At 50.4% G+C, this 22090-nt stretch carries 23 protein-coding genes and 1 riboswitch; of the genes, 15 read left to right on the top strand and 8 right to left on the bottom strand.

Annotation, left to right across the window (positions count from 1 at the left end):
* The first annotated feature begins 18 nt into the window (after positions 1-18).
* The 4 genes from NSQ22_RS03435 to NSQ22_RS03450 all read left to right on the top strand — a co-directional run bounded on the left by NSQ22_RS03435 (position 19) and on the right by NSQ22_RS03450 (position 4689).
* Entirely contained in the window at positions 19-945 is a 927-nt protein-coding gene (locus tag NSQ22_RS03435; protein ID WP_011886842.1) for a ketopantoate reductase family protein, read from the top strand.
* Between the two features lie 137 nt (positions 946-1082).
* Positions 1083-2750, top strand: coding sequence for an alpha-glucosidase (locus NSQ22_RS03440; protein WP_029761458.1), 1668 nt, complete (start codon positions 1083-1085; stop codon positions 2748-2750).
* A 56-nt stretch (positions 2751-2806) separates the two neighbouring features.
* Complete coding sequence (locus tag NSQ22_RS03445) at positions 2807-3343, top strand: YfiT family bacillithiol transferase (protein WP_011886844.1); 537 nt, start codon at positions 2807-2809, stop codon at positions 3341-3343.
* Between the two features lie 140 nt (positions 3344-3483).
* Positions 3484-4689 carry an MFS transporter gene (locus tag NSQ22_RS03450; protein ID WP_008881624.1) on the top strand — a complete coding sequence of 402 codons (1206 nt, stop codon included), beginning with the start codon at positions 3484-3486 and terminating at the stop codon, positions 4687-4689.
* Between the two features lie 23 nt (positions 4690-4712).
* Here NSQ22_RS03450 and NSQ22_RS03455 read toward each other — a convergent pair whose 3' ends face one another.
* Positions 4713-5897 carry a class I SAM-dependent rRNA methyltransferase gene (locus tag NSQ22_RS03455; protein ID WP_008881623.1) on the bottom strand — a complete coding sequence of 395 codons (1185 nt, stop codon included), beginning with the start codon at positions 5895-5897 and terminating at the stop codon, positions 4713-4715.
* 146 nt (positions 5898-6043) lie between these two features.
* Positions 6044-6151: riboswitch (TPP riboswitch) on the top strand.
* Positions 6152-6409: 258 nt separating this feature from the next.
* Here NSQ22_RS03455 and NSQ22_RS03460 point away from each other — a divergent pair.
* The 9 genes from NSQ22_RS03460 (at position 6410) to NSQ22_RS03500 (ending at position 14764) form a co-directional block, all read left to right on the top strand.
* Positions 6410-7000: an ECF transporter S component gene (locus NSQ22_RS03460; RefSeq protein ID WP_008881622.1), complete on the top strand. Its 591-nt coding sequence runs from the start codon at positions 6410-6412 to the stop codon at positions 6998-7000.
* A gap of 15 nt (positions 7001-7015) precedes the next feature.
* Positions 7016-8470: an ABC transporter ATP-binding protein gene (locus NSQ22_RS03465; protein ID WP_008881621.1), complete on the top strand. Its 1455-nt coding sequence runs from the start codon at positions 7016-7018 to the stop codon at positions 8468-8470.
* A complete protein-coding gene (locus NSQ22_RS03470) occupies positions 8467-9249 on the top strand; it encodes an energy-coupling factor transporter transmembrane component T (RefSeq protein WP_008881620.1) in 783 nt (260 codons plus the stop codon). The genes NSQ22_RS03465 and NSQ22_RS03470 overlap by 4 nt, the downstream gene beginning before the upstream one ends.
* A gap of 16 nt (positions 9250-9265) precedes the next feature.
* Positions 9266-9877: a thiazole tautomerase TenI gene (gene tenI / locus NSQ22_RS03475; protein WP_008881619.1), complete on the top strand. Its 612-nt coding sequence runs from the start codon at positions 9266-9268 to the stop codon at positions 9875-9877.
* Complete coding sequence (gene thiO, locus NSQ22_RS03480) at positions 9874-11013, top strand: glycine oxidase ThiO (RefSeq protein WP_339264177.1); 1140 nt, start codon at positions 9874-9876, stop codon at positions 11011-11013. Before tenI ends, thiO begins: the two co-directional genes overlap by 4 nt.
* Complete coding sequence (gene thiS, locus NSQ22_RS03485) at positions 11010-11213, top strand: sulfur carrier protein ThiS (RefSeq protein WP_008881617.1); 204 nt, start codon at positions 11010-11012, stop codon at positions 11211-11213. Before thiO ends, thiS begins: the two co-directional genes overlap by 4 nt.
* Before the next feature lies 1 nt (position 11214).
* The gene (locus NSQ22_RS03490) at positions 11215-11982 is read left to right on the top strand and encodes a thiazole synthase (RefSeq protein WP_011886848.1); all 768 of its coding nucleotides are present in this window, start codon (positions 11215-11217) and stop codon (positions 11980-11982) included.
* Positions 11979-13004: a thiazole biosynthesis adenylyltransferase ThiF gene (locus tag NSQ22_RS03495; protein ID WP_029761455.1), complete on the top strand. Its 1026-nt coding sequence runs from the start codon at positions 11979-11981 to the stop codon at positions 13002-13004. The genes NSQ22_RS03490 and NSQ22_RS03495 overlap by 4 nt, the downstream gene beginning before the upstream one ends.
* A gap of 488 nt (positions 13005-13492) precedes the next feature.
* Positions 13493-14764 carry a hemolysin family protein gene (locus NSQ22_RS03500; protein ID WP_008881614.1) on the top strand — a complete coding sequence of 424 codons (1272 nt, stop codon included), beginning with the start codon at positions 13493-13495 and terminating at the stop codon, positions 14762-14764.
* Positions 14765-14837: 73 nt separating this feature from the next.
* Here the strand turns inward: NSQ22_RS03500 and NSQ22_RS03505 are convergent, their stop codons facing one another.
* Positions 14838-15050, bottom strand: a complete 213-nt coding sequence (locus NSQ22_RS03505) for an alpha/beta-type small acid-soluble spore protein (RefSeq protein WP_008881613.1) — start codon at positions 15048-15050, stop codon at positions 14838-14840.
* A gap of 286 nt (positions 15051-15336) precedes the next feature.
* On the opposite strand from NSQ22_RS03505, the gene NSQ22_RS03510 reads away from it, so the two are divergent.
* Positions 15337-15579, top strand: a complete 243-nt coding sequence (locus NSQ22_RS03510; protein ID WP_008881612.1) for a hypothetical protein — start codon at positions 15337-15339, stop codon at positions 15577-15579.
* Positions 15580-15631: 52 nt separating this feature from the next.
* Here NSQ22_RS03510 and ugpC read toward each other — a convergent pair whose 3' ends face one another.
* The 3 genes from ugpC to NSQ22_RS03525 form a co-directional block, all read right to left on the bottom strand.
* On the bottom strand, positions 15632-16744 hold the full coding sequence (gene ugpC, locus NSQ22_RS03515) for a sn-glycerol-3-phosphate ABC transporter ATP-binding protein UgpC (protein WP_008881611.1): 1113 nt from the start codon (positions 16742-16744) through the stop codon (positions 15632-15634).
* A gap of 134 nt (positions 16745-16878) precedes the next feature.
* Complete coding sequence (locus NSQ22_RS03520; protein ID WP_011886852.1) at positions 16879-17766, bottom strand: helix-turn-helix domain-containing protein; 888 nt, start codon at positions 17764-17766, stop codon at positions 16879-16881.
* Between the two features lie 82 nt (positions 17767-17848).
* The gene (locus tag NSQ22_RS03525) at positions 17849-18037 is read right to left on the bottom strand and encodes a hypothetical protein (RefSeq protein WP_011886853.1); all 189 of its coding nucleotides are present in this window, start codon (positions 18035-18037) and stop codon (positions 17849-17851) included.
* Between the two features lie 107 nt (positions 18038-18144).
* Between NSQ22_RS03525 and NSQ22_RS03530 the strand changes: the two genes are divergently transcribed.
* Positions 18145-18549 (top strand): hypothetical protein, encoded by a 405-nt coding sequence (locus NSQ22_RS03530; protein ID WP_029761453.1) that lies wholly within the window; start codon positions 18145-18147, stop codon positions 18547-18549.
* On the opposite strand, the gene NSQ22_RS03535 is transcribed toward NSQ22_RS03530, so the two are convergent.
* The 3 genes from NSQ22_RS03535 to NSQ22_RS03545 are packed head-to-tail and all read right to left on the bottom strand — an operon-like array spanning position 18509 to position 22085.
* A complete protein-coding gene (locus NSQ22_RS03535; protein WP_011886854.1) occupies positions 18509-19675 on the bottom strand; it encodes a YheC/YheD family protein in 1167 nt (388 codons plus the stop codon). The two genes, NSQ22_RS03530 and NSQ22_RS03535, sit on opposite strands and share 41 nt — an antisense overlap.
* A complete protein-coding gene (locus NSQ22_RS03540) occupies positions 19672-21021 on the bottom strand; it encodes a YheC/YheD family protein (protein WP_011886855.1) in 1350 nt (449 codons plus the stop codon). The genes NSQ22_RS03535 and NSQ22_RS03540 overlap by 4 nt, the downstream gene beginning before the upstream one ends.
* The gene (locus NSQ22_RS03545; protein ID WP_171355690.1) at positions 21018-22085 is read right to left on the bottom strand and encodes a YheC/YheD family protein; all 1068 of its coding nucleotides are present in this window, start codon (positions 22083-22085) and stop codon (positions 21018-21020) included. The genes NSQ22_RS03540 and NSQ22_RS03545 overlap by 4 nt, the downstream gene beginning before the upstream one ends.
* Positions 22086-22090 lie beyond the last annotated feature (5 nt).

Here is a 22090-nt window from a genome sequence, read left to right on the forward strand (position 1 = left end):
GAAGAAAGGGGTTATTATATGCGAATTCTTGTCGTTGGTGCTGGCGCTGTTGGAGGGTATTTCGGCGGTCGATTGCTTGAAAAAGGGGGGGATGTGACATTTCTCGTCCGTGAGCGGAGAAAACGGGAACTTGAGGAACATGGACTCGTGATTCACAGTGTACATGGTGATGCGGTGCTGAAGCCGAAACTGATGGTTGCCGGGGAACCGTCCGAGCCGTTTGACGTTGTCATATTTTCTAGCAAAGCGTATCACCTGGCGGGCGCTATCGCCGATGCTAAGCCATATATTGGCCAAGAGACGATGATTTTGCCGCTGCTAAACGGCATGGCTCATATGGATACTCTATGGGAGACGTTTGGACGCAGGAATGTCCTCGGCGGCCTTTGTTTTATTGAAACGACACTGAATGAGAAGGGGGAAATCGTGCAGACAAGTTCAGCGCATGATGTCCGTTTTGGCGAGTGGTCAGGGGAACGAACGGAGCGGACCGAAGCGCTTGAATCGCTGTTTGCGGGAGCCAATGCCCGCTTTCGTTTGAGCGAACGAATTGCCGCTGATATGTGGAATAAATACTTGTTCATCGCGACGATGTCGGGCGTGACAACGCTGTTTCGTGCTCCGATTGGGCCAATTCGTTCCGGTGAATACGGGGGAGCCATCATCGATCGGCTGCTTGGGGAAATTAAGGAGATTATGCAGGCACACGGTGCACCGCTAACTGATGAGATGGCCGAGCGGCAGCGCATTCAGCTCGAACAAATCGCCCCGACGATGAAATCATCGATGCAACGCGACATGGAAAAAGGGCAGCTGATTGAAGCCGACCATTTGCAAGGGTATTTGCTGCTGCTTGCTAAGCGATATGGCATTCAAGCGCCGCTGCTTGAAACGGTGTACCATAATTTGAAAATTTATGAAGCGAGTCGTGCGGCTGGTGAATAACCGATGCTGGCTGTTTGGCGGGAGCTTGTAAGTTCTTTGCCAAATGGCCGCTTTTTTTGTAAAAGAGAGTTGTTTCTCACAGTAATGTAGTGTACAGTTAGTAGTGAAAACGTGTGCACAAAAAGGGGGAGGCAGCCTTGAAGAAAACATGGTGGAAAGAGGGCATCGCCTATCAAATTTATCCGCGCAGCTTTATGGATGCAAACGGCGACGGCATCGGTGATCTTCGCGGGATTATGGAAAAACTGGATTACTTAGTGGAGCTTGGAGTTGACATCATCTGGATTTGTCCGATTTACCGGTCGCCGAACGCCGATAACGGATATGATATTAGCGACTATCATGCGATTATGGATGAGTTCGGAACGATGGACGATTTTGATGAACTGCTCGCTGAAGCCCACCGGCGCGGGCTGAAAGTCATTTTAGATTTGGTTATCAACCATACGAGCGACGAACATCCGTGGTTTATTGAATCGCGTTCATCGCGGGACAATCCGAAGCGTGATTGGTATATTTGGCGCGACGGCAAAGATGGGCGTGAGCCGAACAACTGGGAAAGCATTTTCGGAGGTTCGGCGTGGCAATACGACGAGCAGACAGGACAATATTATTTGCATATTTTCGACGTGAAGCAGCCTGACTTGAACTGGGAAAATGACGAAGTTCGCCAGGCGCTGTATGAGATGATTAATTGGTGGCTCGACAAAGGAATTGACGGGTTCCGTGTTGATGCCATTTCCCATATTAAGAAAAAGCCGGGTCTTCCCGACTTGCCGAATCCGAAAGGGTTGAAATATGTACCTTCGTTTGCTGGCCATATGAATCAGCCGGGGATTATGGATTATTTAAAAGAATTGAAAGAGCAAACGTTTGCACGTTATGATATTATGACGGTCGGCGAGGCGAACGGGGTGACCGTTGACGATGCTGAACAATGGGTGGGCGAAGAAGACGGCATCTTTAATATGATTTTTCAATTTGAGCATTTAGGGCTATGGCAGCGGCGGACTGATGGCTCGATCGATGTTCGGCGGCTGAAGCGGACGTTGACGAAATGGCAAAAAGGGTTAGAAAACCGTGGATGGAACGCGCTTTTTTTAGAAAACCATGACTTGCCCCGTTCTGTTTCAACATGGGGGGATGACCGTGATTATTGGTTGGAGAGCGCGAAGGCGCTCGGCGCGCTCTACTTTTTCATGCAAGGGACGCCGTTCATTTACCAAGGCCAAGAGATTGGTATGACCAATGTGCAGTTTTCAGATATTAACGATTACCGTGATGTCGCTATTTTACGGCTGTATGAGCTCGAACGGGCGAAAGGACGAAATCATGATGACATTATGCGCATCATTTGGCAAACAGGTCGAGATAATTCGCGCACGCCGATGCAATGGTCAGACGCTCCGAATGCGGGATTTACTAGCGGAACGCCGTGGATCAAAGTGAACGAAAATTATCGCACCATTAACGTAGAGGCCGAGCAGCGTGATCCGAATTCAATATGGTCGTTTTATAAACGAATGATTCAGCTGCGGAAAACAAACGAACTGTTTGTTTACGGAACGTATGATTTACTTTTAGAAAATCATCCGTCCATTTACGCGTATACAAGAACGCTCGGCCATGAACGGGCGCTTATCATTGTCAATTTATCTAACCGTCCTTCGCTTTACCGCTATGACGGCATCCGCCTTCAGTCGGACGATTTAGCGCTTGGCAACTATCCGGTTCGGCCACATAAAAACGCGACCCGCTTTAAGCTCAAACCGTATGAAACCAGGGTCTACGTCTGGAAAGAATAAGGAGGAGTCTTCCTATCCGCGTTGAATAAATAAAGGTGGAAGGGAGATGAGCAACAATGTCAACGATCGATCCGATTCGTTATCCAATCGGAACGTTTCAAGCGCCGGCACAGTTTCGTGCTGAGGACGTAAAAGAATGGATTGCGGCCATCCGCGAGCTTCCAGATGCATTGCGGGCCGCTGTTGCGGGTTTGAATGATGAACAGTTGAACACGCCGTATCGCGATGGCGGTTGGACCGTGGCTCAAGTTGTTCACCATTTAGCTGATGCGAGCATGAACGCATTTTTGCGTACGAAATGGGGCTTGACAGAGGATAAGCCAGCCATTAAGCCGTTTGAAGAGAGTGAATGGGCGAAAACGGCCGACGCCCGTTCGTTGCCGATCGAGCCGTCACTCATGTTGCTTGAAGGGCTGCACGTGCGGTGGGCGACGCTGCTTGAGTCCATGACGGAAGCGGACTTTCAACGTCTTATTTGCCCTGAAGGGGCGAAACAAGCGATGCCGCTGTACGTGCTGACCGCGCTGTATACATGGCATGGGAAGCACCATACTGCGCAAATTATGTCATTGCGCAAACGGAAAGGATGGTAAAAGCTGCCGAATTGGCGGCTTTTTCATTTGTATGAAAAAATATGGCTCGAAAACATTTTGTTTAAACAGAAGCATACAGTTATGTTATACTGACAAATATTAAGGGACACGAAATACATATTTTATTAAGGGGGATCGGCATGAATGCGCAACAAAAACATGTTGTTGCGGAGCAGAAAGAAAAAATTTGGACGCGCAATTTCGTTTTAATTTGCTTAGCTAACTTTTTCATCTTTCTTGGGTTTCAAATGACGTTGCCGACATTGCCGCTGTTTGTCGAATATTTAGGAGGCAACGATCAGTTAATTGGCCTTGTTGTCGGAGTATTTACGTTTTCGGCGCTTATTGTCCGTCCGTTCGCTGGCCATGCGCTTGAGACACGAGGGCGCCGATTTGTGTTTTTGTTCGGATTGTTGATCTTCGTCATTTCGGTTGGCTCGTACAGCTTCATCTCTAGCATTTTCCTTCTCTTCTTAATGCGGGTTGTTCAAGGGATTGGCTGGGGGTTTTCGACAACGGCATCCGGCACGGTGGCGACAGATATCATCCCAGCGAACCGCCGTGGGGAAGGGATGGGTTATTACGGGTTGTCAGGGAATATTGCCCTCGCCTTTGGGCCGTCTCTCGGACTCGTGCTGGCGGCTGCCATTCCGTTCAGCCATTTATTCATGATTTGTGCGGCGCTTGGCGTGGCGTCTTTGTTGTTTGCCGCGGCCATTACATATAAAAAAGCAGAAGCGGGACATGATAAAGGTGAAAAAAAATGGGATCTTTACGAAAAGACGGCCTTGATTCCGTCGGTGCTGCTGTTCTTTTTAACGGTGACATTTGGCGGCATTGCCTCGTTTTTGCCCTTATATACAGCGCAAAAACAGATCGGAGGCTTACAGCTTTACTTTTTGCTTTACGCCCTCGCTTTAATGGTAACCCGGACGTTCGCCGGCCAGCTGTATGACCGGAAAGGACATCGGGCCGTCTTTCTTCCTGGTGCGGGGCTCGTTTTGCTGGCGATGCTTATGCTTGCTTGGCTGCCAGGGGAATGGGCGTTATTGACCGCAGCGGTGCTGTATGGGTTTGGATTTGGCATGGTGCAGCCGGGGCTGCAGGCATGGTCGGTTGAGCGGGCGCCTGTTCACCGAAAAGGGATGGCGAATGCAACATTTTTCTCGTTTTTTGATTTAGGCGTTGGCATCGGAGCGATCGTCTTCGGTCAAATCAGCCATTGGTTTGGCTACCCGAGCATTTATTTAGCTGCCGCCGGTTCGGTGCTTATTTCGATGCTCGTTTATTTGAGTGTGCTGCGCAAAGAACAGCCGCTCCGCTCAGGACAAAAAAGAAACGCTTAAGGTCAGCCCTTAAGCGTTTTTCTTTAACGTCGCGAATGCACTTCATAAATGGCGAATTTTAAATAGTCGCCTTCATCAGCAGCGAGTAGCTTCGGGTGGTCATAGCCGGCGCCGCTCCAGTATACTTGGCGCAGCACTTTTTTGGCGTCAAACGCCGCGTCGGCAACCATCTCTTGAAACATGTGCGGACGGACATGGTAAGAGCAGCTCGAAGTGACGAAAAAGCCGCCGTCTTTGACAAGCTTCAGCCCATTTAAGTTGATATCTTTATAGCCGCGCAACGCTTTCGGAACCGCATGGGCGGATTTGGCGAACGCCGGTGGGTCGATGATGACGACATCCCACTGTTTGCCGGCGCGCACTGACTCGCGCAAATAATCAAAGGCGTTGGCGACGACAAAATCAACGTTTGTAAAGCCGTTTAAGGCTGCGTTTCGCTTCGCCGTTTCAATCGCATGTTCGGAAATGTCGACAGCGGTGACGTGTTTTGCTCCGTACAGACAGGCGTTTAGCATAAATGAACCGGTATGAGTGAAGCAGTCAAGCACGGTTGTCTCCGGGCCGATGAGCGGGCGGAGGGCGGCGCGGTTTTGCCGCTGGTCGAAGAAAAAGCCGGTTTTTTGACCACCTTCAATATCGACAATATATTTGACGCCGTTTTCCTCGATTTCGATTTCTGTTTCTGCTTCTCCATACCAAAAGCCTTTTTCTTGTTTAAGTCCCTCAAGTTCCCGAACGTACACATCGTTGCGCAAATAAATGGCTCTTGGTGCGAACACATCAAGCAAGCCGCGCAAAATCCAATCTTTACGTTTTTCCATTCCAAGCGCCAAAATTTGTACAGAGAGCACATCCTCGTATTTATCGACGATGAGCCCAGGCAGAAAATCGGCCTCTCCATAGATGGCGCGGCAAGAGCGGATGCCGGGAATCATCCGTTCACGGTACGCCCATGCCTGGCGGATGCGCTCGATAAAAAACTCCTCATTCAGTTCGTCATCGGGGTTTTGCGTCAGTATGCGCACAATGATTTGTGAGGCCGGGTTAATGTATCCTTTCGCCAGCCAATAACCTTGGTGGTTATAGACATCGACGAAATCACCTGGCGTAATGTCCCCTTCAATGCGGTCGACTTCACTTTGGAAAATCCATGGATGACCTTGTTCAAGCCGCTTTTTTCGTTGGCGTTTTAAAATGACTTTTGCCATCAATTCCACTCCCATTCGATAGTCAGTCGTTGCGTTTTAATCATAGCGAATCATGGTGGGCGGCGCAACGCCGGACGGAAAAAAGAGTTGACAATCACCGCTGCCGTGATATGATAAATTTGAATAGGAAAATGTCATCATGATGGGACATCCACTAGGGGGGCCTTTAGAAAGGCTGAGATCAAAGTGTGCCTTTGAGACCCTTAGCACCTGATCTGGGTAATACCAGCGTAGGGAAGTGGAGAGGAGCTACACATGGGGTAAGGATGGTTTTGCCTTGCCTTGCGAAATGGTATGCCCAAGCCGCTTTCTTTACGCTAGTTAGTAAAGGAAGCGGCGTTTTTATTTTTTGGAAAAGGGGGAGAAAGAATGTCAATTGCCAAGCAAATTTGTGAAGCCGCCGAGCGGCGGCGAATATAAGTTTTTGAAGATGGCGTACCCGTTCGAATGATGACAGTCCGTTAGACTGACATTGATGGAGCGGGGGACGATTGTGGAAGGAGAGGCATGCGATGGTGAAGACAGCAAGAGGATTGAAGTTGGCTGACATTTTGACAACGATTGTGATTGCAATCGTGTTTGGTGTCATTTACAAAGTATGGTCCCCAGTATATGAAGTCGTGAAAGTGTTCGGGGTTCATGCCGATCAATTGGTTTACGGCATGTGGTTTATCGCTTCATCGCTTACCTATTTGCTCATCCGTAAGCCAGGAGTGGCGCTGCTTGCCGAAATTGCGGCTTCGTCCGGCGAATTGATCATGGGGTCGCAATGGGGGCTTGAGGTGCTCATTTATGGAGTTGTTCAAGGATTGTTTGCTGAGCTTGTGTTTGCGGCGTTCCGCTATCGGCGCTTTGACGTGTTCGTCGTATCGTTAAGCGCAGTCAGCGCCACGGTCGGTTCGCTCATCATGGACTTTTACAAAGGATATATCGAGGCGCTAGCCCCATGGAATATGGCGCTCTTTTTGCTGGCACGTTTTGTTGGTGCCATCCTCATTTCCGGCGTGTTCGCTGTCTCGTTGGCCAAGGCGCTTGAGAAAACCGGGGTGACACAGATGTGGCGGCCAGCTTCAAAAGAAGATTATGATGCGCTGAACCGATAAGGCGGCTGATAAACGATGGGACATGGAATTACAATCGATCGGCTGCGCCTCAAATTTCCCGGACATCGTGAGCTGTTGTTTCACGATTTATCACTGTCGATTACCGCAGGGGAGAAAGTGCTCTTTCTTGGCCCATCTGGATGTGGCAAGTCAACGTTGTTGCAAGTGATGGCTGGCATCATTCCCAACTCAGTCGATGTGCCGATGAAGGCGGAACATCTCGAGCTGCCAAAACGGTGGGGCTATGTGTTTCAAGACCCGGATGCACAATTTTGCATGCCGTACGCGGATGAGGAAATCGCATTCGCTCTTGAAAATAGAGGGGTACCGCGCGAGGAGATGCCCGCCCGCATTCGCGCTCTTTTGGATCAAGTTGGGTTGACAATCGAACCGCATACGGATATTCATACACTCTCCGGCGGGATGAAACAGCGGCTGGCGCTCGCTTCCGTGCTTGCGCTTGAGCCGGAGGTCCTGTTTTTGGATGAGCCGACCGCACTGCTTGATGAGGAAGGGACAAAAGCAGTATGGCAAACTGTCAAGAAGGTGAGCCGCGATAAAACGGTCATCATCGTCGAACATAAAATCGATCATGTCCTTGACTTTGTTGATCGGATTGTGCTGCTCGGCCGTGATGGAAGAGTCATGGCTGATGGCAAGGCAAGAACAGTATTTTCCCAATATAAAGATGTCATCAGCGCTGAAGGCATTTGGCATCCGGGCGTTTGGGACGAATACGACCGGAGGGTACAGCGGCGGAAGTGGCGGGAAGGAGAAGAACTCCTTTGTCTTCGCGATTTTCGTGGTTTTCGCAAGCGGGAAGTGAAAATTAGCGTTTCCGAAGCGGTGGTGCGGGCAGGTGAATGGATTGCTGTCACTGGCCGAAATGGTGCCGGTAAGAGTACACTCTTGCACGCACTCATGCAGCTCATCCGTACACAAGGAGATTATCGGTTGTTAGGAGATGATGTCAAGCAGCGGCAGCCATTGCATCGTCATATCGCTTTTGTGTTTCAAAATCCGGAGTTCCAATTTGTCACCCATTCCGTACGGGATGAGCTCGCTTATTCGCTCCGGCTCGAGGGGCGTTCGAGCGAGGAAACAGAAGAAACAGTCGCCCGTCTTTTGCGCGAATTTGACCTTGTCGGCCAACAAGATACGCATCCGTACCAGCTGTCAGTCGGCCAAAAGCGTCGATTGAGTGTGGCTGCCTCCGTTGTTGCCGGCCAACGACTCTTTTTGCTTGATGAGCCGACATTTGGGCAGGATGCGAAAAATACGTTCGCTTTGCTCGAGATGCTTGAATCGTACCGTGAACAAGGGGCAGCGATTGTGATGGTCACTCACGATGAACAAATCGTCCGCCGCTTTGCGACGAGACGTTGGGTGATTGAAGGCGGAGCACTTGTCCAGGACGAGCGGTTAGGTATCCGGGAGTTGGCGTTCGCCGAAGGAGGAGCCGGGCAATGAAATGGGAGATTCACCGCCGTGAGACATGGCTTCATGAGACGAATCCGAGCTTGAAGTTGATCGTGCTCGTTATTCTCTTTTTTGCTGTTTTGTTCATTCATAATCCGAACGTACTGATCAATTTCTCGCTCGCCCTTTTTGTTTTGTTTTGCTTTGGGACGGGTTATTCGGCGAACGCACTTGTTTGGATGTTTTTGCCGTTCTTTCTCATCTTTGTTTCTACCGCTTCATCAATGATGATGTTTGGTGAAGGAAAGACGACATGGTTTCGCTGGGGGCTCATCCATGTTACGGAAGAGAGCTTTTGGCGCGGTGTGCATCTTGGGTTTCGCGCCTTGGCACTCGGGCTATTGGGTTTAATTTTTTCCTTGACGACCCGGCCGGTGCATCTATTTTACTCGCTGATGCAGCAGCTGAAGCTCAAGCCGAAATATGCGTACAGCTTTCTAGCAGCTGTCCGTTTGCTGCCGATGATGATTGAGGAGTTTCAAAACGTGCATTATGCTTTGAAAGTACGCGGCGTGCCGAATCGTGGAGGGTTTAGCAAAGTGAAACGCTACGCCATTCCGCTTTTATCGCAAAGCATTCGGCGCGCTCAGCGCATCGCGGTGGCGATGGAGGCGAAACAGTTTTCAGGCAGCGGCCCGCGCACGTTTTACTATGAAATCGGGTTTGGCAAATATGACGTTCTGTTTGTTATTTTGTTTGTCGTTTTGTTATTTGTTTCCTATCATGTTGGCATTCATTATCCGTACATTTCTATAAACGATGTACGGTAGAAAGAAAGGGATCTAGATGGGAACGCTTCATTTCGTTTCGACCGGTCGGCAGACGGCCGATGAGTTCGCCGCCATTTGTCAGCACATCCATCCGTACGCCGATTGCATTCATATTCGTGAAAAAGAGAAAACAGCGCGCGAGGTTGCCGCGTTTGTCACTGCGCTGCTTCGTGTCGGGGTGCCACCCCAAAAAATCATCGTCAATGACCGCGTCGATGTGGCTGCAGTGTATGGCGTCCATGGAGTGCAACTCGCCTACCATAGCCTACCGGTGCGGGCTGTCCGCCGCTCATTTCCGAGTTTGACAGTCGGATGCTCGGTGCATGGGCTGGCGGAGGCGAAGCAGGCGGAAGAGGACGGTGCCCACTTTTGTTTATTCGGCCATATTTTTCCGACCGCCAGCAAACCGGGGGTGCTTCCGCGCGGCGTAGACTTGCTGAAGGAAATAGCCGCTGCTGTACATATTCCCGTCATTGCCATCGGCGGCATCCATGCCGGCAATGCCCGCCGAGTGCTAGAAGCGGGGGCAGCGGGAGTGGCGGTGTTGTCGGCGATTTTTTTCGCAGCTGATCCGGTCAGTGAAGCGAAACGGCTAGCTGAAATTGTCAAGGGGGAGAGGATCAAGTGACTATACATTATTATGACGTTGCCATTGTTGGCGGTGGGGTGATCGGGGCGGCGGTGGCCTTCGAGCTTGCCAAACGGAAGTATCGCGTCGCGATTTTAGAAAAAGGAACGATGGCTGGTGAGTCGTCGAGCGCAGCCGCCGGCATGCTCGGAGCACAAGCAGAATTTTCTACGCCAAGTCCGCTCGTGCCGCTCGCCTTAAAAAGCAGGACCCTTATGCCGTCCTTGGCGGAAGAGTTGAAGGAACGAACGGGGATTGACATCGGCCTCGTCGAAAAAGGGATGATCAAAATAGCGACAACGGAGGAAGAGGCGGAAGATCTCCGCCGGCATTATACATTTTGGAGCGCGACGGACCAGCCGGTGCGCTGGCTGACGAAAGAGGAAGTGCTTGAGATTGAGCCCCGCCTCTCAATGGAAGCGATTGTTGGGGCCATGTACATTGAAGGCGACGGACAAGTGAGCGCCCCGGATTTGGCTGCTGCTCTCGTCCATGCTGCTGTATCAGCCGGCGCTCGCTTATATGAGTATACAGAAGTATTGAACATCCGTTCAGACGCCGGTGGGCATCACCTTGACACAACGGATGGAACATTTTCGGCTGAGGCGGTCGTCATCGCCTCGGGCGCCTGGGCGTCGCAGCTTGGCAACCTGCTTGGGCTTCCTCTTTCTGTGTCCCCAGTCAAAGGGGAGTGCGTCATGGTGCGTACACCGGTTCCGTTGTTGCAGGCGACCGTGTTTGCCAAAAACGGTTGCTATATTGTGCCGAAGCGAGGCAACCAACTGTTGATTGGTGCGACGTCCACTCCGGGCACATACGACCGGCATGTGTGCGCCGGCGGGGTCATGAATTTGCTTCATCGCGCTGCCCGCCTGCTTCCGGATGTCAAACAGGCAGAATGGGTGAGGGCGTGGAGCGGCATCCGTCCGCAGACGAAAGACGGTTTGCCATATATCGGCGAACATCCGGAGCGACACGGCGTGTTTGTCGCTGCCGGCCATTATCGAAACGGGATTTTGCTCAGCGCGATTACCGGGCAGCTAATGGCCGACTTAATCGAACGGAAAGAGCCTGAGGTTGATTTGTCACCGTTTTCTTTGACACGCCATTCAGAAGAAAAGGTGGGGATTGAATGACATTGATCGTTAACGGGGAGACGATCACCGTGCCCGATGAGGTGAAAACGGTTAGTGATTTGCTTTCGCATTTCCGTCTTGATAATAAACTGGCGATTGTGGAAGTCAACGTTCGCATTATTCAAAAGCATGAGTACGGAATAACGACGCTCGCGAATGGCGATCGCGTCGAAATCGTTCATTTTGTGGGAGGCGGTTGAGATGTTGAAAATCGGTCCATATGAATTTTCTTCACGGTTGTTGCTTGGAACGGGCAAATATCCGAGCCTAGATGTGCAAAAAGAAGCGGTGGAAGCATCGGGGGCGGAAATTTTGACATTTGCGGTTCGGCGGATGAACATTTTTTCTCCAGAGCAGCCGAACTTTTTAGAGCAGCTCGACTTAAGCAAATATAAGCTGCTGCCAAACACTGCCGGGGCGAAAACAGCCGAAGAAGCGGTGCGCATCGCGCGGCTAGCGAAAGCATCGGGGTTATGTGATATGATTAAAGTAGAAGTGATTGGCTGTGACAAAACGTTGCTCCCGGATCCGGTTGAAACGTTAAAGGCAGCAGAAATGCTCCTTGAAGAAGGGTTTATCGTGTTGCCGTATACGTCTGATGACGTTGTGCTGGCAAGACGGCTGCAGGAGCTTGGCTGTCATGCGGTCATGCCAGGGGCGTCGCCAATCGGGTCAGGGCAAGGCATCATCAATCCGCTCAATTTGAGCTTCATCATCGAGCAAGCGACTGTGCCGGTTATTGTTGACGCCGGCATCGGCGGCCCGGCGGATGCAGTGCTGGCGATGGAGCTTGGTGCGGACGGGGTGTTGCTAAACACCGCTGTTTCTGGTGCAGCTGATCCAGTGAAAATGGCAAAAGCGATGAAGCTGGCGATTGAAGCGGGCCGACTTGGCTATGAAGCCGGGCGTATCCCGAAAAAGCGCTATGCGTCAGCGAGCAGCCCGATGGAAGGAATGAGTGTTGTTTGAACGAACGATATTCCCGACAGCAATTGTTTGCCCCAATCGGTGAGGCAGGACAAAAGAAAATACGGGAAAAGCATGTTGTCTTAATCGGCGCTGGAGCGCTTGGCACGGGCAATGCTGAAGCGCTCGTACGCGCTGGGATTGGCAAATTGACGATCATTGACCGCGACTACGTCGAATGGAGCAATTTACAGCGCCAGCAGTTATACAGCGAAGCGGATGCGAAAGAGCGGCTGCCAAAGGCGATCGCTGCCAAGCGACGTCTCGAACAAGTAAACAGTGATGTCCAGATTGAGGCCATTGTCGGGGATGCCGGTCCAGAGGAGTTGGAGGCGCTTGTGGCTGAGCAGCGCCCCCATTTACTGATTGATGCAACCGACAATTTTGACGCGCGCATGGTCATCAATGATGTCGCCTATAAATACAGCATTCCGTGGATCTACGGTGCCTGTGTCGGCAGCTACGGCTTAAGCTACGCCTTTATCCCCGGGCGCACACCGTGCCTATACTGCCTGCTAGAAACGGTGCCGCAAGGGGGCTTGACGTGCGACACGGCCGGTATTATTAGCCCGACGGTGCAAATGGTTGTTAGTTACCAGACGGCAGAAGCGTTGAAAATTTTAGTCGAAGACAGGGAGGCGTTACGCGGCAAGCTCGTCTCGTTTGATCTTTGGACGAACGAATATGCGGCCATTCGCATTGATGCAGTGAAAAGAGATAATTGTCCGACGTGCGGTCATGATCCGTCCTATCCGTTTCTTTCTTATGAACAGCAGACGAAGACGGCCGTGTTGTGTGGGCGTGATTCCGTGCAAATTCGCCCGTCTGCCCGTCGGCAATACGATTTAAATGAACTGGCAGCGTTATTTCGACGTCAAGGGCTTCAAGCTGAAGCAAACCCATATCTCGTCTCTGTTTCGATCGGCGACAAGAGGCTCGTCGTATTTGGTGACGGCCGTGCACTTGTGCACGGTACAAAAGACGTGCAAGAGGCGAAAACGATTTATTACCGGTATTTAGGGTAAAACCGTTGAGCATGAAGGGAGCATCTCTCGAACATACGGAATGGGGGCGTCCGTGTCAAGGGGCGTCCCTCTCTTTTAGCTGTCACGAAACTGTCAAAAAACGTTCTTTCTTTGCCCGCTTCTCCCGCTTGTTCATATGGTACGATGAGAACGGGAGGGAAAGATGAATGGTTGAGTGGTCAATTACGCTGAATATCGCTTCATTGTTGGTGCTTATGTATTTTATTGGAGCTTGTTGGCTTGAATCCTAAAACGCGTCGGCGCGTCCCGGCGCGTTTTTATTTGGATGTATATGGAAATGAAACGCTTCAACTATAGCCAGTTGGCGAAAAATTTGTTATATTTAAAGTAAGGAATGGAAACCGACTGCGAACGACATGTGCAGCCATTTCCGCCCGGTGAAGCAAACTTTGCTTTCACAGGCATGTTTCGGTGAAAAAATGGATATGAATAACATAGTCATGTTCCTATAGGAGTGTGAAGATTCTTTGGAAGAGTGGCCGTTAAGGTTGTTCGGTTGGTTTTTTCTTTTCCTGCTCGTCAACGCATTGTTTGCTTCAGCCGAGGCGGCTTTTTCATCAGCAAGCAAAGCCCGGTTAAAGCATTATGCGGAAGAGCACCCACACAACCAGCGTCTCCAGGCAGTGATCGAACAGCTTGATCGTGCATTGTTGGCGCTTGCCATTGCCAACCGTCTGACGAGCATTACAGCGGTTGCGCTGTTTATTTATATCGCTGCTTCACTACTTGGGGAACAGACTGGTTTATTTGTCTCGATTGCGGTGATGACCATTTTGTCCATCGTCTTCAGTGACATTTTGCCAAAATCGATGGCGAAAGAGCAGGCAGAAACGCTTGCGATTCGGTATGTCAGCCTCGCCTATGGGCTGATGAAACTCATGGCGCCCGTAACGGCATTGTTTCAAGCGATGAGGGAACGAATTTCTCGACGGTTCACCAACGGAGCTGCGGCGCCGGCCGTCACGGAGGAAGATATCAAAGTGATGGTCGAGTTAAGTGAAGAAGAAGGGGTCATTGACAACAAGGAAAAAGAACTGATTCAACGTTCGCTCGATTTTGATGAGATTTTAGTCGAAGAAATTTTCACACCGCGTGCCGATATGGTGGCGGTTGAGGTGAATCAGCCGATTGAAGAGATTCGTGACGTATTTTTGGAAGAAAGGTACTCCCGCATTCCAGTGTATGAAGGGGATATTGATAACGTCATTGGTATTTTATCGGAGAGTGACTTTTTCAGCGAACTTGTACAAAACCACGATGTGCGCATCCGTGAATTGTTGCGCCAGCCGCTGTTTGTCGTCGAGTCGATGAAAGTGTCCGACTTGCTGCCAGAACTGCAAAAAAGCAAAGTACACATGGCGATCGTCGTCGATGAGTTCGGCGGCACAGCCGGCTTGATTACGCTCGAGGATATTATCGAGCAAATCGTCGGCGAAATATGGGATGAACATGACGAAGCGGTGAAAACGGTGCGCCAAATCGATGAACATAGCTTTGAATTCAGCGCCGAACTACCGCTTGACGAATTTTGTGAAGTGATGAAGATCGATGTGCCAGAAAGCGAATCGCGTACGTTGGGTGGCTGGATTTTTGAAATGTTTGAACGCATTCCGGCAGTCGGCGAAACGTTGCAGTACGGTCCGTTGACGCTGACCGTTCGCCAAGTTGATAATCGACGCATTCGCAAAGTGCTTGTCTCTTTGAATCAACCACTCGCCGGGCAGGCGGGAGGCATGTGACAGTGAGATGAAAGAGCCCCAGGCTAACTGCCTGGGGCTTTTGCCATCTATTATGAAGTTGTCTGTGAAATGATTATTGAACGTTACCGAATTGGCCACCGAGTTGTTGTTGAGCCATTGCTACAAGGCGTTTCGTAATTTCGCCGCCGACCGAACCGTTTGCACGGGAAGTCGTATCAGCGCCAAGGTTGACACCAAACTCTTGAGCGATCTCGAATTTCATTTGGTCGATGGCTTGTTGGGCGCCAGCGACTAACAGTTGGTTATTGTTATTGTTGCGTGCCATAACTGATCATCTCCTCTTGTAAATTTTAATGGCTGGGTTGGCTGGATTTGCACCAGCACTACACGCCGTAAGGCGTGCTGCCAAGCTTGGCTGAACCCAACGTCCACCCGCTTTTGCCTTCGCCAGCATAGGTGTTGTGGCGAGTGCCTCTTTTGCTGGTGGTACTCATAGTTTGAGTTGTTTTTAGTCCGTTATTCATCTTGATTATATGGTAATTTTTTACGTTTTATCGCTGCTATCATTAGGGAATATGTAAAATAAGGAGCATCTTATAGGAGGAAACAGCATGAATGTATGCCCGCTTTGCAACGGGCTGCGCCAGATAACGGTATATTGCAGCTACTGCCGGCAGCCAATGGAAGACCAAGGAAAAATTACGGACTATTTTGATGATTACAGTCCGTATATGGATGGGGACCTTATGAAGCTTGTTGATGGTTACCCGTACACATATACGAATCATGAGTGTGTTCATTTGTTTTATTGTCCGCATTGTCAAGAAGAGGAAGTACGTTTTATTAAAGAGTAGGCTCTAGCACAATGCTAGAGCCTACTAAATCTATATAGAAACAAATGGGGGCTTACTTTTCATCTGCAGAGCGAATACGCCGTTCCGTTTCGATGTCAAAGAAATGCGCTTTGTTCATATCGAGTGCAAGATCGAGGCGGTGACCCGGCTTAATTTCGGTGCGAGCATCAATGCGAGCGACAAACTCTTGGCCGTCGATGTTCGAGTAAATCATCGATTCAGCACCAAGCAGCTCAGCGACTTCGACGTGAGCCGTAATTTTTGTTGCCGGTGAAGCCTCTAAGAAGAGCGGCTCGTCGTGAATATCTTCCGGACGAATCCCTAAAATGACTTCCTTGCCAATGTACCCTTGGTCGCGCAATACTTTCATTTTTCCTTCCGGAATGCCAAACGATGTGTTACCGACAACAAACTTGCCGTCTTGCAGCGTCCCTTTAATAAAGTTCATGGCCGGGGAACCGATAAAGCCGCCGACAAAAACATTTTCCGGTCTTTCATACACTTCGCGCGGCGTCCCAACTTGCTGGATGACGCCGTCTTTCATGACAACAAGGCGAGTTGCCATCGTCATCGCTTCCGTTTGGTCGTGGGTAACGTAAATCGTCGTCGTTTCCAAACGTTGGTGGAGCTTGGCGATTTCCGAACGCATTTGCACGCGCAGTTTCGCATCCAAGTTCGAAAGCGGTTCATCCATTAAAAATACTTTCGCGTCGCGGACAATCGCACGTCCCAACGCTACGCGTTGACGCTGTCCACCGGAGAGCGCTTTCGGTTTCCGGTCTAAGTATTGTTCGAGTCCGAGGATGCGAGCTGCCTCGCGGACGCGTTTGTCGATTTCTGCTTTCGGGAACTTGCGCAACTTTAAGCCGAATGCCATGTTGTCATAAACGCTCATATGTGGATAAAGGGCATAGTTTTGGAACACCATGGCGATGTCACGGTCTTTTGGCGGCACATCGTTCATCCGCTTGCCATCGATATAGAGATCACCTTTTGAAATTTCCTCAAGACCGGCGACCATCCGCAATGTTGTCGATTTGCCGCAGCCGGACGGACCGACGAAGACGATAAATTCCTTATCTTGAATATGTAAATTAAAGTCTTTAACGGCGGTGACATTGTTGTCGTAAATTTTGTAAATATGGTCAAGAATGAGTTCTGCCATCGTGAATCCCCCTGTTATTGAAATCGTTTTCCTATAGCAATAGTGTATAGAAAAATACGAACATTCGTAAATGGACAAGGTGCACAAAAAATGCCGCCTGTTTTCGGCGACATGACGAGATGGCATATCGGCGGTTAAGTAAGGCGGCGATGCAAAATAGCTAAGTAGATCGCCACTGCTCCCTTAAATCGCTTGATGTCAATACCGGTTTGCTCCGTCCACTTATCGATCCGGTATTGCAAACTGTTTCGGTGCATGTATAGTTTTTTCGCTGCCATGGAGACGTTTAAATTGCATTGTAAAAATGTCTCCATCGCTCGTATTTCATCTTCATCAAATTGATCAAGGAACGATAAGATTCGGTCGGTCTTATCATCGCTCTCAGCGCTAAGGAGAGGAAGTGGAATGGCATCTTCCCACTCATACACCGTTTGCTTCGGCCAAAAGCGACGAGCGGCGGAAAAACATTCTTTTTCGAGGAGAAACGACTCGTGTAATCGATCATCGACAGGGCGAACCGGGCCGATGAATAGATGGATCGTAGTGTAAAAATCGGCGGCGAGCGCGTCAGCCATTTCCGCCAGCAAGGGCAGTTCAGCCGTCCGTTTTTGCTTGGCTTCGATGATTAGTCCGTTCTTGTCTTTGTCCCAAACGATCGTTATCGGGGACTCAAACAAGTTGTGGATCGTTTCGGCAAACTCGGTTTTATTTGTGATCGGCTGATTGACGGTAAAGTGAATCAGACGGCAGTACGGGGTGGTCAGCATGGCAGGCGCTGACGGGTCACCGTTTTCCATCCACCGTTTCCACACTCGCTCCTCTTCACTTTCACGTTCCCGACGATGTTCGGTTGGAGTCAAAAACAGCGCTAACAATCGCTGTTCTCGTTTCGTTAACCGCTGTTTGGCGATGCCGATTTCATCGCCATCGGCGGTGTAAAACCATTCATATGCCTCTGGGTGTTCCGGCTGGCCGTTAATGACGATATCCCCTTCATAAAGTGACTCGAGCTCCTTTAACATCGCGGCGCAACCCTTTCTATCGTTTTTCATTCATTATAACAAAAAGCCGACTTTCCCGGCGGAGGGAAAATCGGCCCATCGGTCAATCGCCTGCTTCATAAGGCGGTTCCTCTTTTACAAGGTCGCGCGCTTCTTCGATATTCACCTCATCATCGTGGCCGTACACATTACCGCCGGCCATCCCTTCATTAATCATGCGGTCGATATCCATATAATACTCATTGCGGCCTTCGTATAAAGCGTCTTGGCGTCCGGCTTCTTTCCGTTCCATCGTCTTGCTCCTTCCTCATTGTTTTTTCTAGTTTGTGCGGAATCGGCATACATTATCCGCTGGCTTCATATGGATAGAGCAGAACAAGCGAGGAGGAGTGATATGGCATGATCGTTCCCATTCAAAAGTTAATCAAAACGACCATCGTAGCTGAGAAAAAGGCGAGGCAGCTTGCCGAGATCAGAAAGGACGAGCCAACATGGACTAGCTACTTAGATGAGGCGCGGCGGCAACGGCAACTCTGGCAATATGTGCACTATTTAGTGGCTGGCGTTGATGTACAATGCGGTGAAGGAAGAGAGAGAAAAGAAGTGGAGACCAGCCGTTTTGACTTGCTGCAATCTCTTGCTGAGGCAGAATGGGAAAAGGCAAAGTTATGCCAGGACATTAGTGGACGACTGGATGGCGCGGCCAAACAGGCAGTCAGCCAAGTGTTTCGCCAAGCTCTTCGATACAGCAGTGAGTTTTTGGCTATGGCGCAAGATGAGCTAATTCGGCAAACAGCTGATTGAGCCTCCTGAGCCGATGCATTTCAATTTCCGGCTCATCAAACACCATCGGTTTGGCATTGATTTCATAAATGTACAGCTGCCGCTCACGACTGACGCCGATGTCAGCGGAAAACTCTCCGACAAAGCCGAATCGCTCGCTGAGCCGCTTTCCGCTCAGCGCAATCAGCTGCTCGAGCTCCTGTTCATCGATACGTTCTTTGACTTCTGTGTATGGCAACACCGTTCCACCATGAAAGACATGGGTTGTCACTGACTGTGTCCTAGCAAGACGGACACCGATGCCGGTAATTGTGTAGCGGTCGTGTTGCCAATGAGCAAGCACGCGCAAATCGTAGCGGCAACCATTCCATGTGTCGGCGTCCGCTGCTGCTTGAACAATGTAACGGCACGATTGGACAAGCGGTGCCAGTTCATCGAGCGACTCCAGCCGTTTTTGGCTGCGGGGGGATTCGCAGACAACCGCCGCCCCAGGCAAAGCGGTGAGGCGGAACAATCCACTTCCTCTTGACCCATTATCTTGTTTTACATAGATGCAACCGTATTGATCAAGCCAGGCGCGTACATCGTCCACCTTGTCAACAAGTGCAGTCGGCAACAAATACGGCCAAAGCCGACGATCAGTCCGCAATGCGTCGTAAACGTCCGATTTGCGGAAAAAGGAGCGGTTGACGAGCGGGATGTTATGGGCGGCAAGCCGGGCGACTGCGGTTTGAAACGGCTCGGTTTGTTCTTCTTTCCAGCTTTTTATTCGATTGTAGACGACATCTGGCAACGGAGTGAGTGCTTCAACAAAACGCTCAAGCGACGGGACGAATACATAGCCGGAAACTGTTTTTTCACCGATGCTGGTGGCCGCACTGACGATGGCGATGCCACCGTCGGCATGGATCGAGCGAATGACTGTCTCAAGCCATCGCTTTTTCCTGCTAAGCAAGGCAGGGATAGATGATTCGCTCACTAAAATACCGACAAGCGGCCCGACCCGTCTGCCTTTCGTTCGGACAGCAAACGTGAGATCAGGAAGAGAAGCGGCGAAGGCGAGCTGACCGTTGCCAAATCGGTAAAGTCCCTTCCTTTCCTTGCAAACCCACTCACCGGTGTCGCGTCGGAAGCCGATTGTGATCATGACCAAAGCGCCTCTGGTTCGGTGATGGCTGTTTTGCTTAGGTGGACAGCATAAGCGAGCGGCAGCAATACCGTGCGCTCATCGGCTTCTTTGAGCCCTGGGTGCTGAAAAATCGAACGTCCTGGTTTGGAGTTGGCTTCGAACATCCAAATTTCCCCTTGTTTATCTACACCAAGATCAAAGCCAATTTCACCGATCAATGTTTCTGATGTTTCATCAAGGCACCGGCTAAGCGTGAGAGCGACATGATTCAGGCGGGTTAGCATGTTGTTTCGCTGAGCAGTGTCCGGAAAAATTTCTTCGAGCGTTTTGACGATTCCACCGCTGTTCATATGAGTGGTGATGCTTTGTCTTCCGGCGATTTTGGCCGCGATAGCGCTCACTTGCCATTGGCCGTATTCGTTTTTATTGGTGTGGACGCGAAAATCCGTCGGTCGACCATTGACGGTCATGAGCGGCACAGCCTGCTGAATGACATAGCGATGAAGCGGCGCGTCGGTGAGTAAATGATGCCATAGCGCCATGGCAGTTGGAAACACGGCGGTTTTCGTTTCTCCTTGTTCGTCGCGAGAGCGGCATTCGTAGACATTGTTTTTTTTCGTCAAATGATAGATGCCGCGGCCGAGGCTGCCATCAGCCGGTTTCACGTATGCTTCCGTGTAGCGGGTGAGAAACTGTTCGATCGTCTGCTTTGTGATGTGTGCGGATGTCGCTGGCAAATATGGTTGTGCTTCAGGATGGGCGGCAAGCCGGCGGTAAATATCCCATTTGTTAAAAAAATGGCCGTTAAAGACCGGAATGCCATAGGCGGTTTGCAGTGTCTCGGTGACCGTTTGAAACATTTCGCTATTTTCGATGCGCCGGTTTGGCAGGCGGTTGTAAATGACCGTTGGCAATGGAACCGTATGGCGTTCCCAGCCTCGTTCTGTATAAAAATAGCCGTTGACCGTTCCGTTTTCCCAATCGATATGGGGGGTGCCGAACAAAAAGGCAAATCCACCGACTTGCTTCTCTTGCGCCAACAACTTGGCGAAAAAGAAGCTCCGGCTTCCAACAGGGCGATGGAGCGACTTGGTGAACCCAGCGGTCAAAATGCCGACAAGCGGGCCGAAATGGACGGCTTCTGCAGTCAAAAAGACATGAACGTTAGCGGCAAATGGAATGGATAGGCGCCGGGCGACGTCACTTGTTATGATCACACAGTCAGTGAGTGTGGAAGAGGATACAATTCGGCATGGGACAAGCAGGCTGCCAAACGCAGCTGCCGTTTGTCCAGACGCTTGAACTGAAGCCGGCAAGGTGACCGTGTTTTCTCCTGTTTCGTCAATCATTAACGTATAAGTCATCGGCTATTCACCCCGCTTGCTAAAAACAAACAGTAGCGGAGCGGTGCTTCATAGATCGCGTTTTGCTGCTCGGGTGGGAGAATGTTGATCACTTTTCTTCCCGGTTTCGAATTCACATCCAAAATCCAGACCGCCCCGTTGTCAGCCACGCCAAGGTCTAAGCCAATCTCAAACAGCGAGCCGAATTCGTTGTCGATATAAGTTGGCAGTGTGCGGATGATCGTTTCGATGCCATCAAGGACTAAGACGCGCTTTGGAGAAGGCAGGTAATCGAGCCAATCGGCAAACGGTCGAATATCGGCGCCAGATCGGATGTTCGCTACCCATGTTCCCGGACGTCCGACTCGCACAGCCCGTACCCGTTCGACCCAACGGCCGCCTTCATCTTTTTGCAATAAAAAGCGGAGATCAAACGGTTCGTGTGCCGGGGTGGACAACGAAAGAAGAGGCTGCAGCATATAACTATCGCGGCGGTTCAAAGAGGTAACGAGCTTCTCAAGCTCTCTCCGGCGTGCAATGACCGCCCGTTCTTGACCGAGCCCGTCTTGGACGGATAACGTTTTTCCTTGTTTTTGAATAACGTAAATGCCGCGCCCGCTGGAACCGTGCATCGGTTTGGCGACGACGGCTTGTTCATGGCGGAGAAGCTCGAGTATGTCATCGGTGCGTTCAAGGCGAACAGTAGGCGGTACATACGCTGACAAAAGCGGATGGGTAGAAAGCGATTCAAACACATCCCATTTGCCCGGCAATCCGTAGCCTAAAAAGACTAAATCAGGTCGCTGTTTCAGCCAATGCATAATCGGTTTTGCTTTTTTTGAACGGTCGTCATGACCGTAAAAGCAACGGTCGTATAAAAACGGCGGAATAGTAAAAACGGCATCCATCCATTCGTTCGTCTCCGGCTGAAAGACAAAGCCGTGAACATGTTCTGTCTGTGGGTCGATATTTAGTGGCGAAAAACGATAAACCGAAATGCCATAGTGATTGGCGCGTTTGGCCACCTCGGTAAAATATGTGAGCTCTTGTTGTTCGTCAAGAGTGACAAAACCGAGTGAAATCAACATCG

The organism is Geobacillus sp. FSL K6-3411 (assembly GCF_037965715.1).
GTDB classification, from domain to species: domain Bacteria; phylum Bacillota; class Bacilli; order Bacillales; family Anoxybacillaceae; genus Geobacillus; species Geobacillus thermodenitrificans.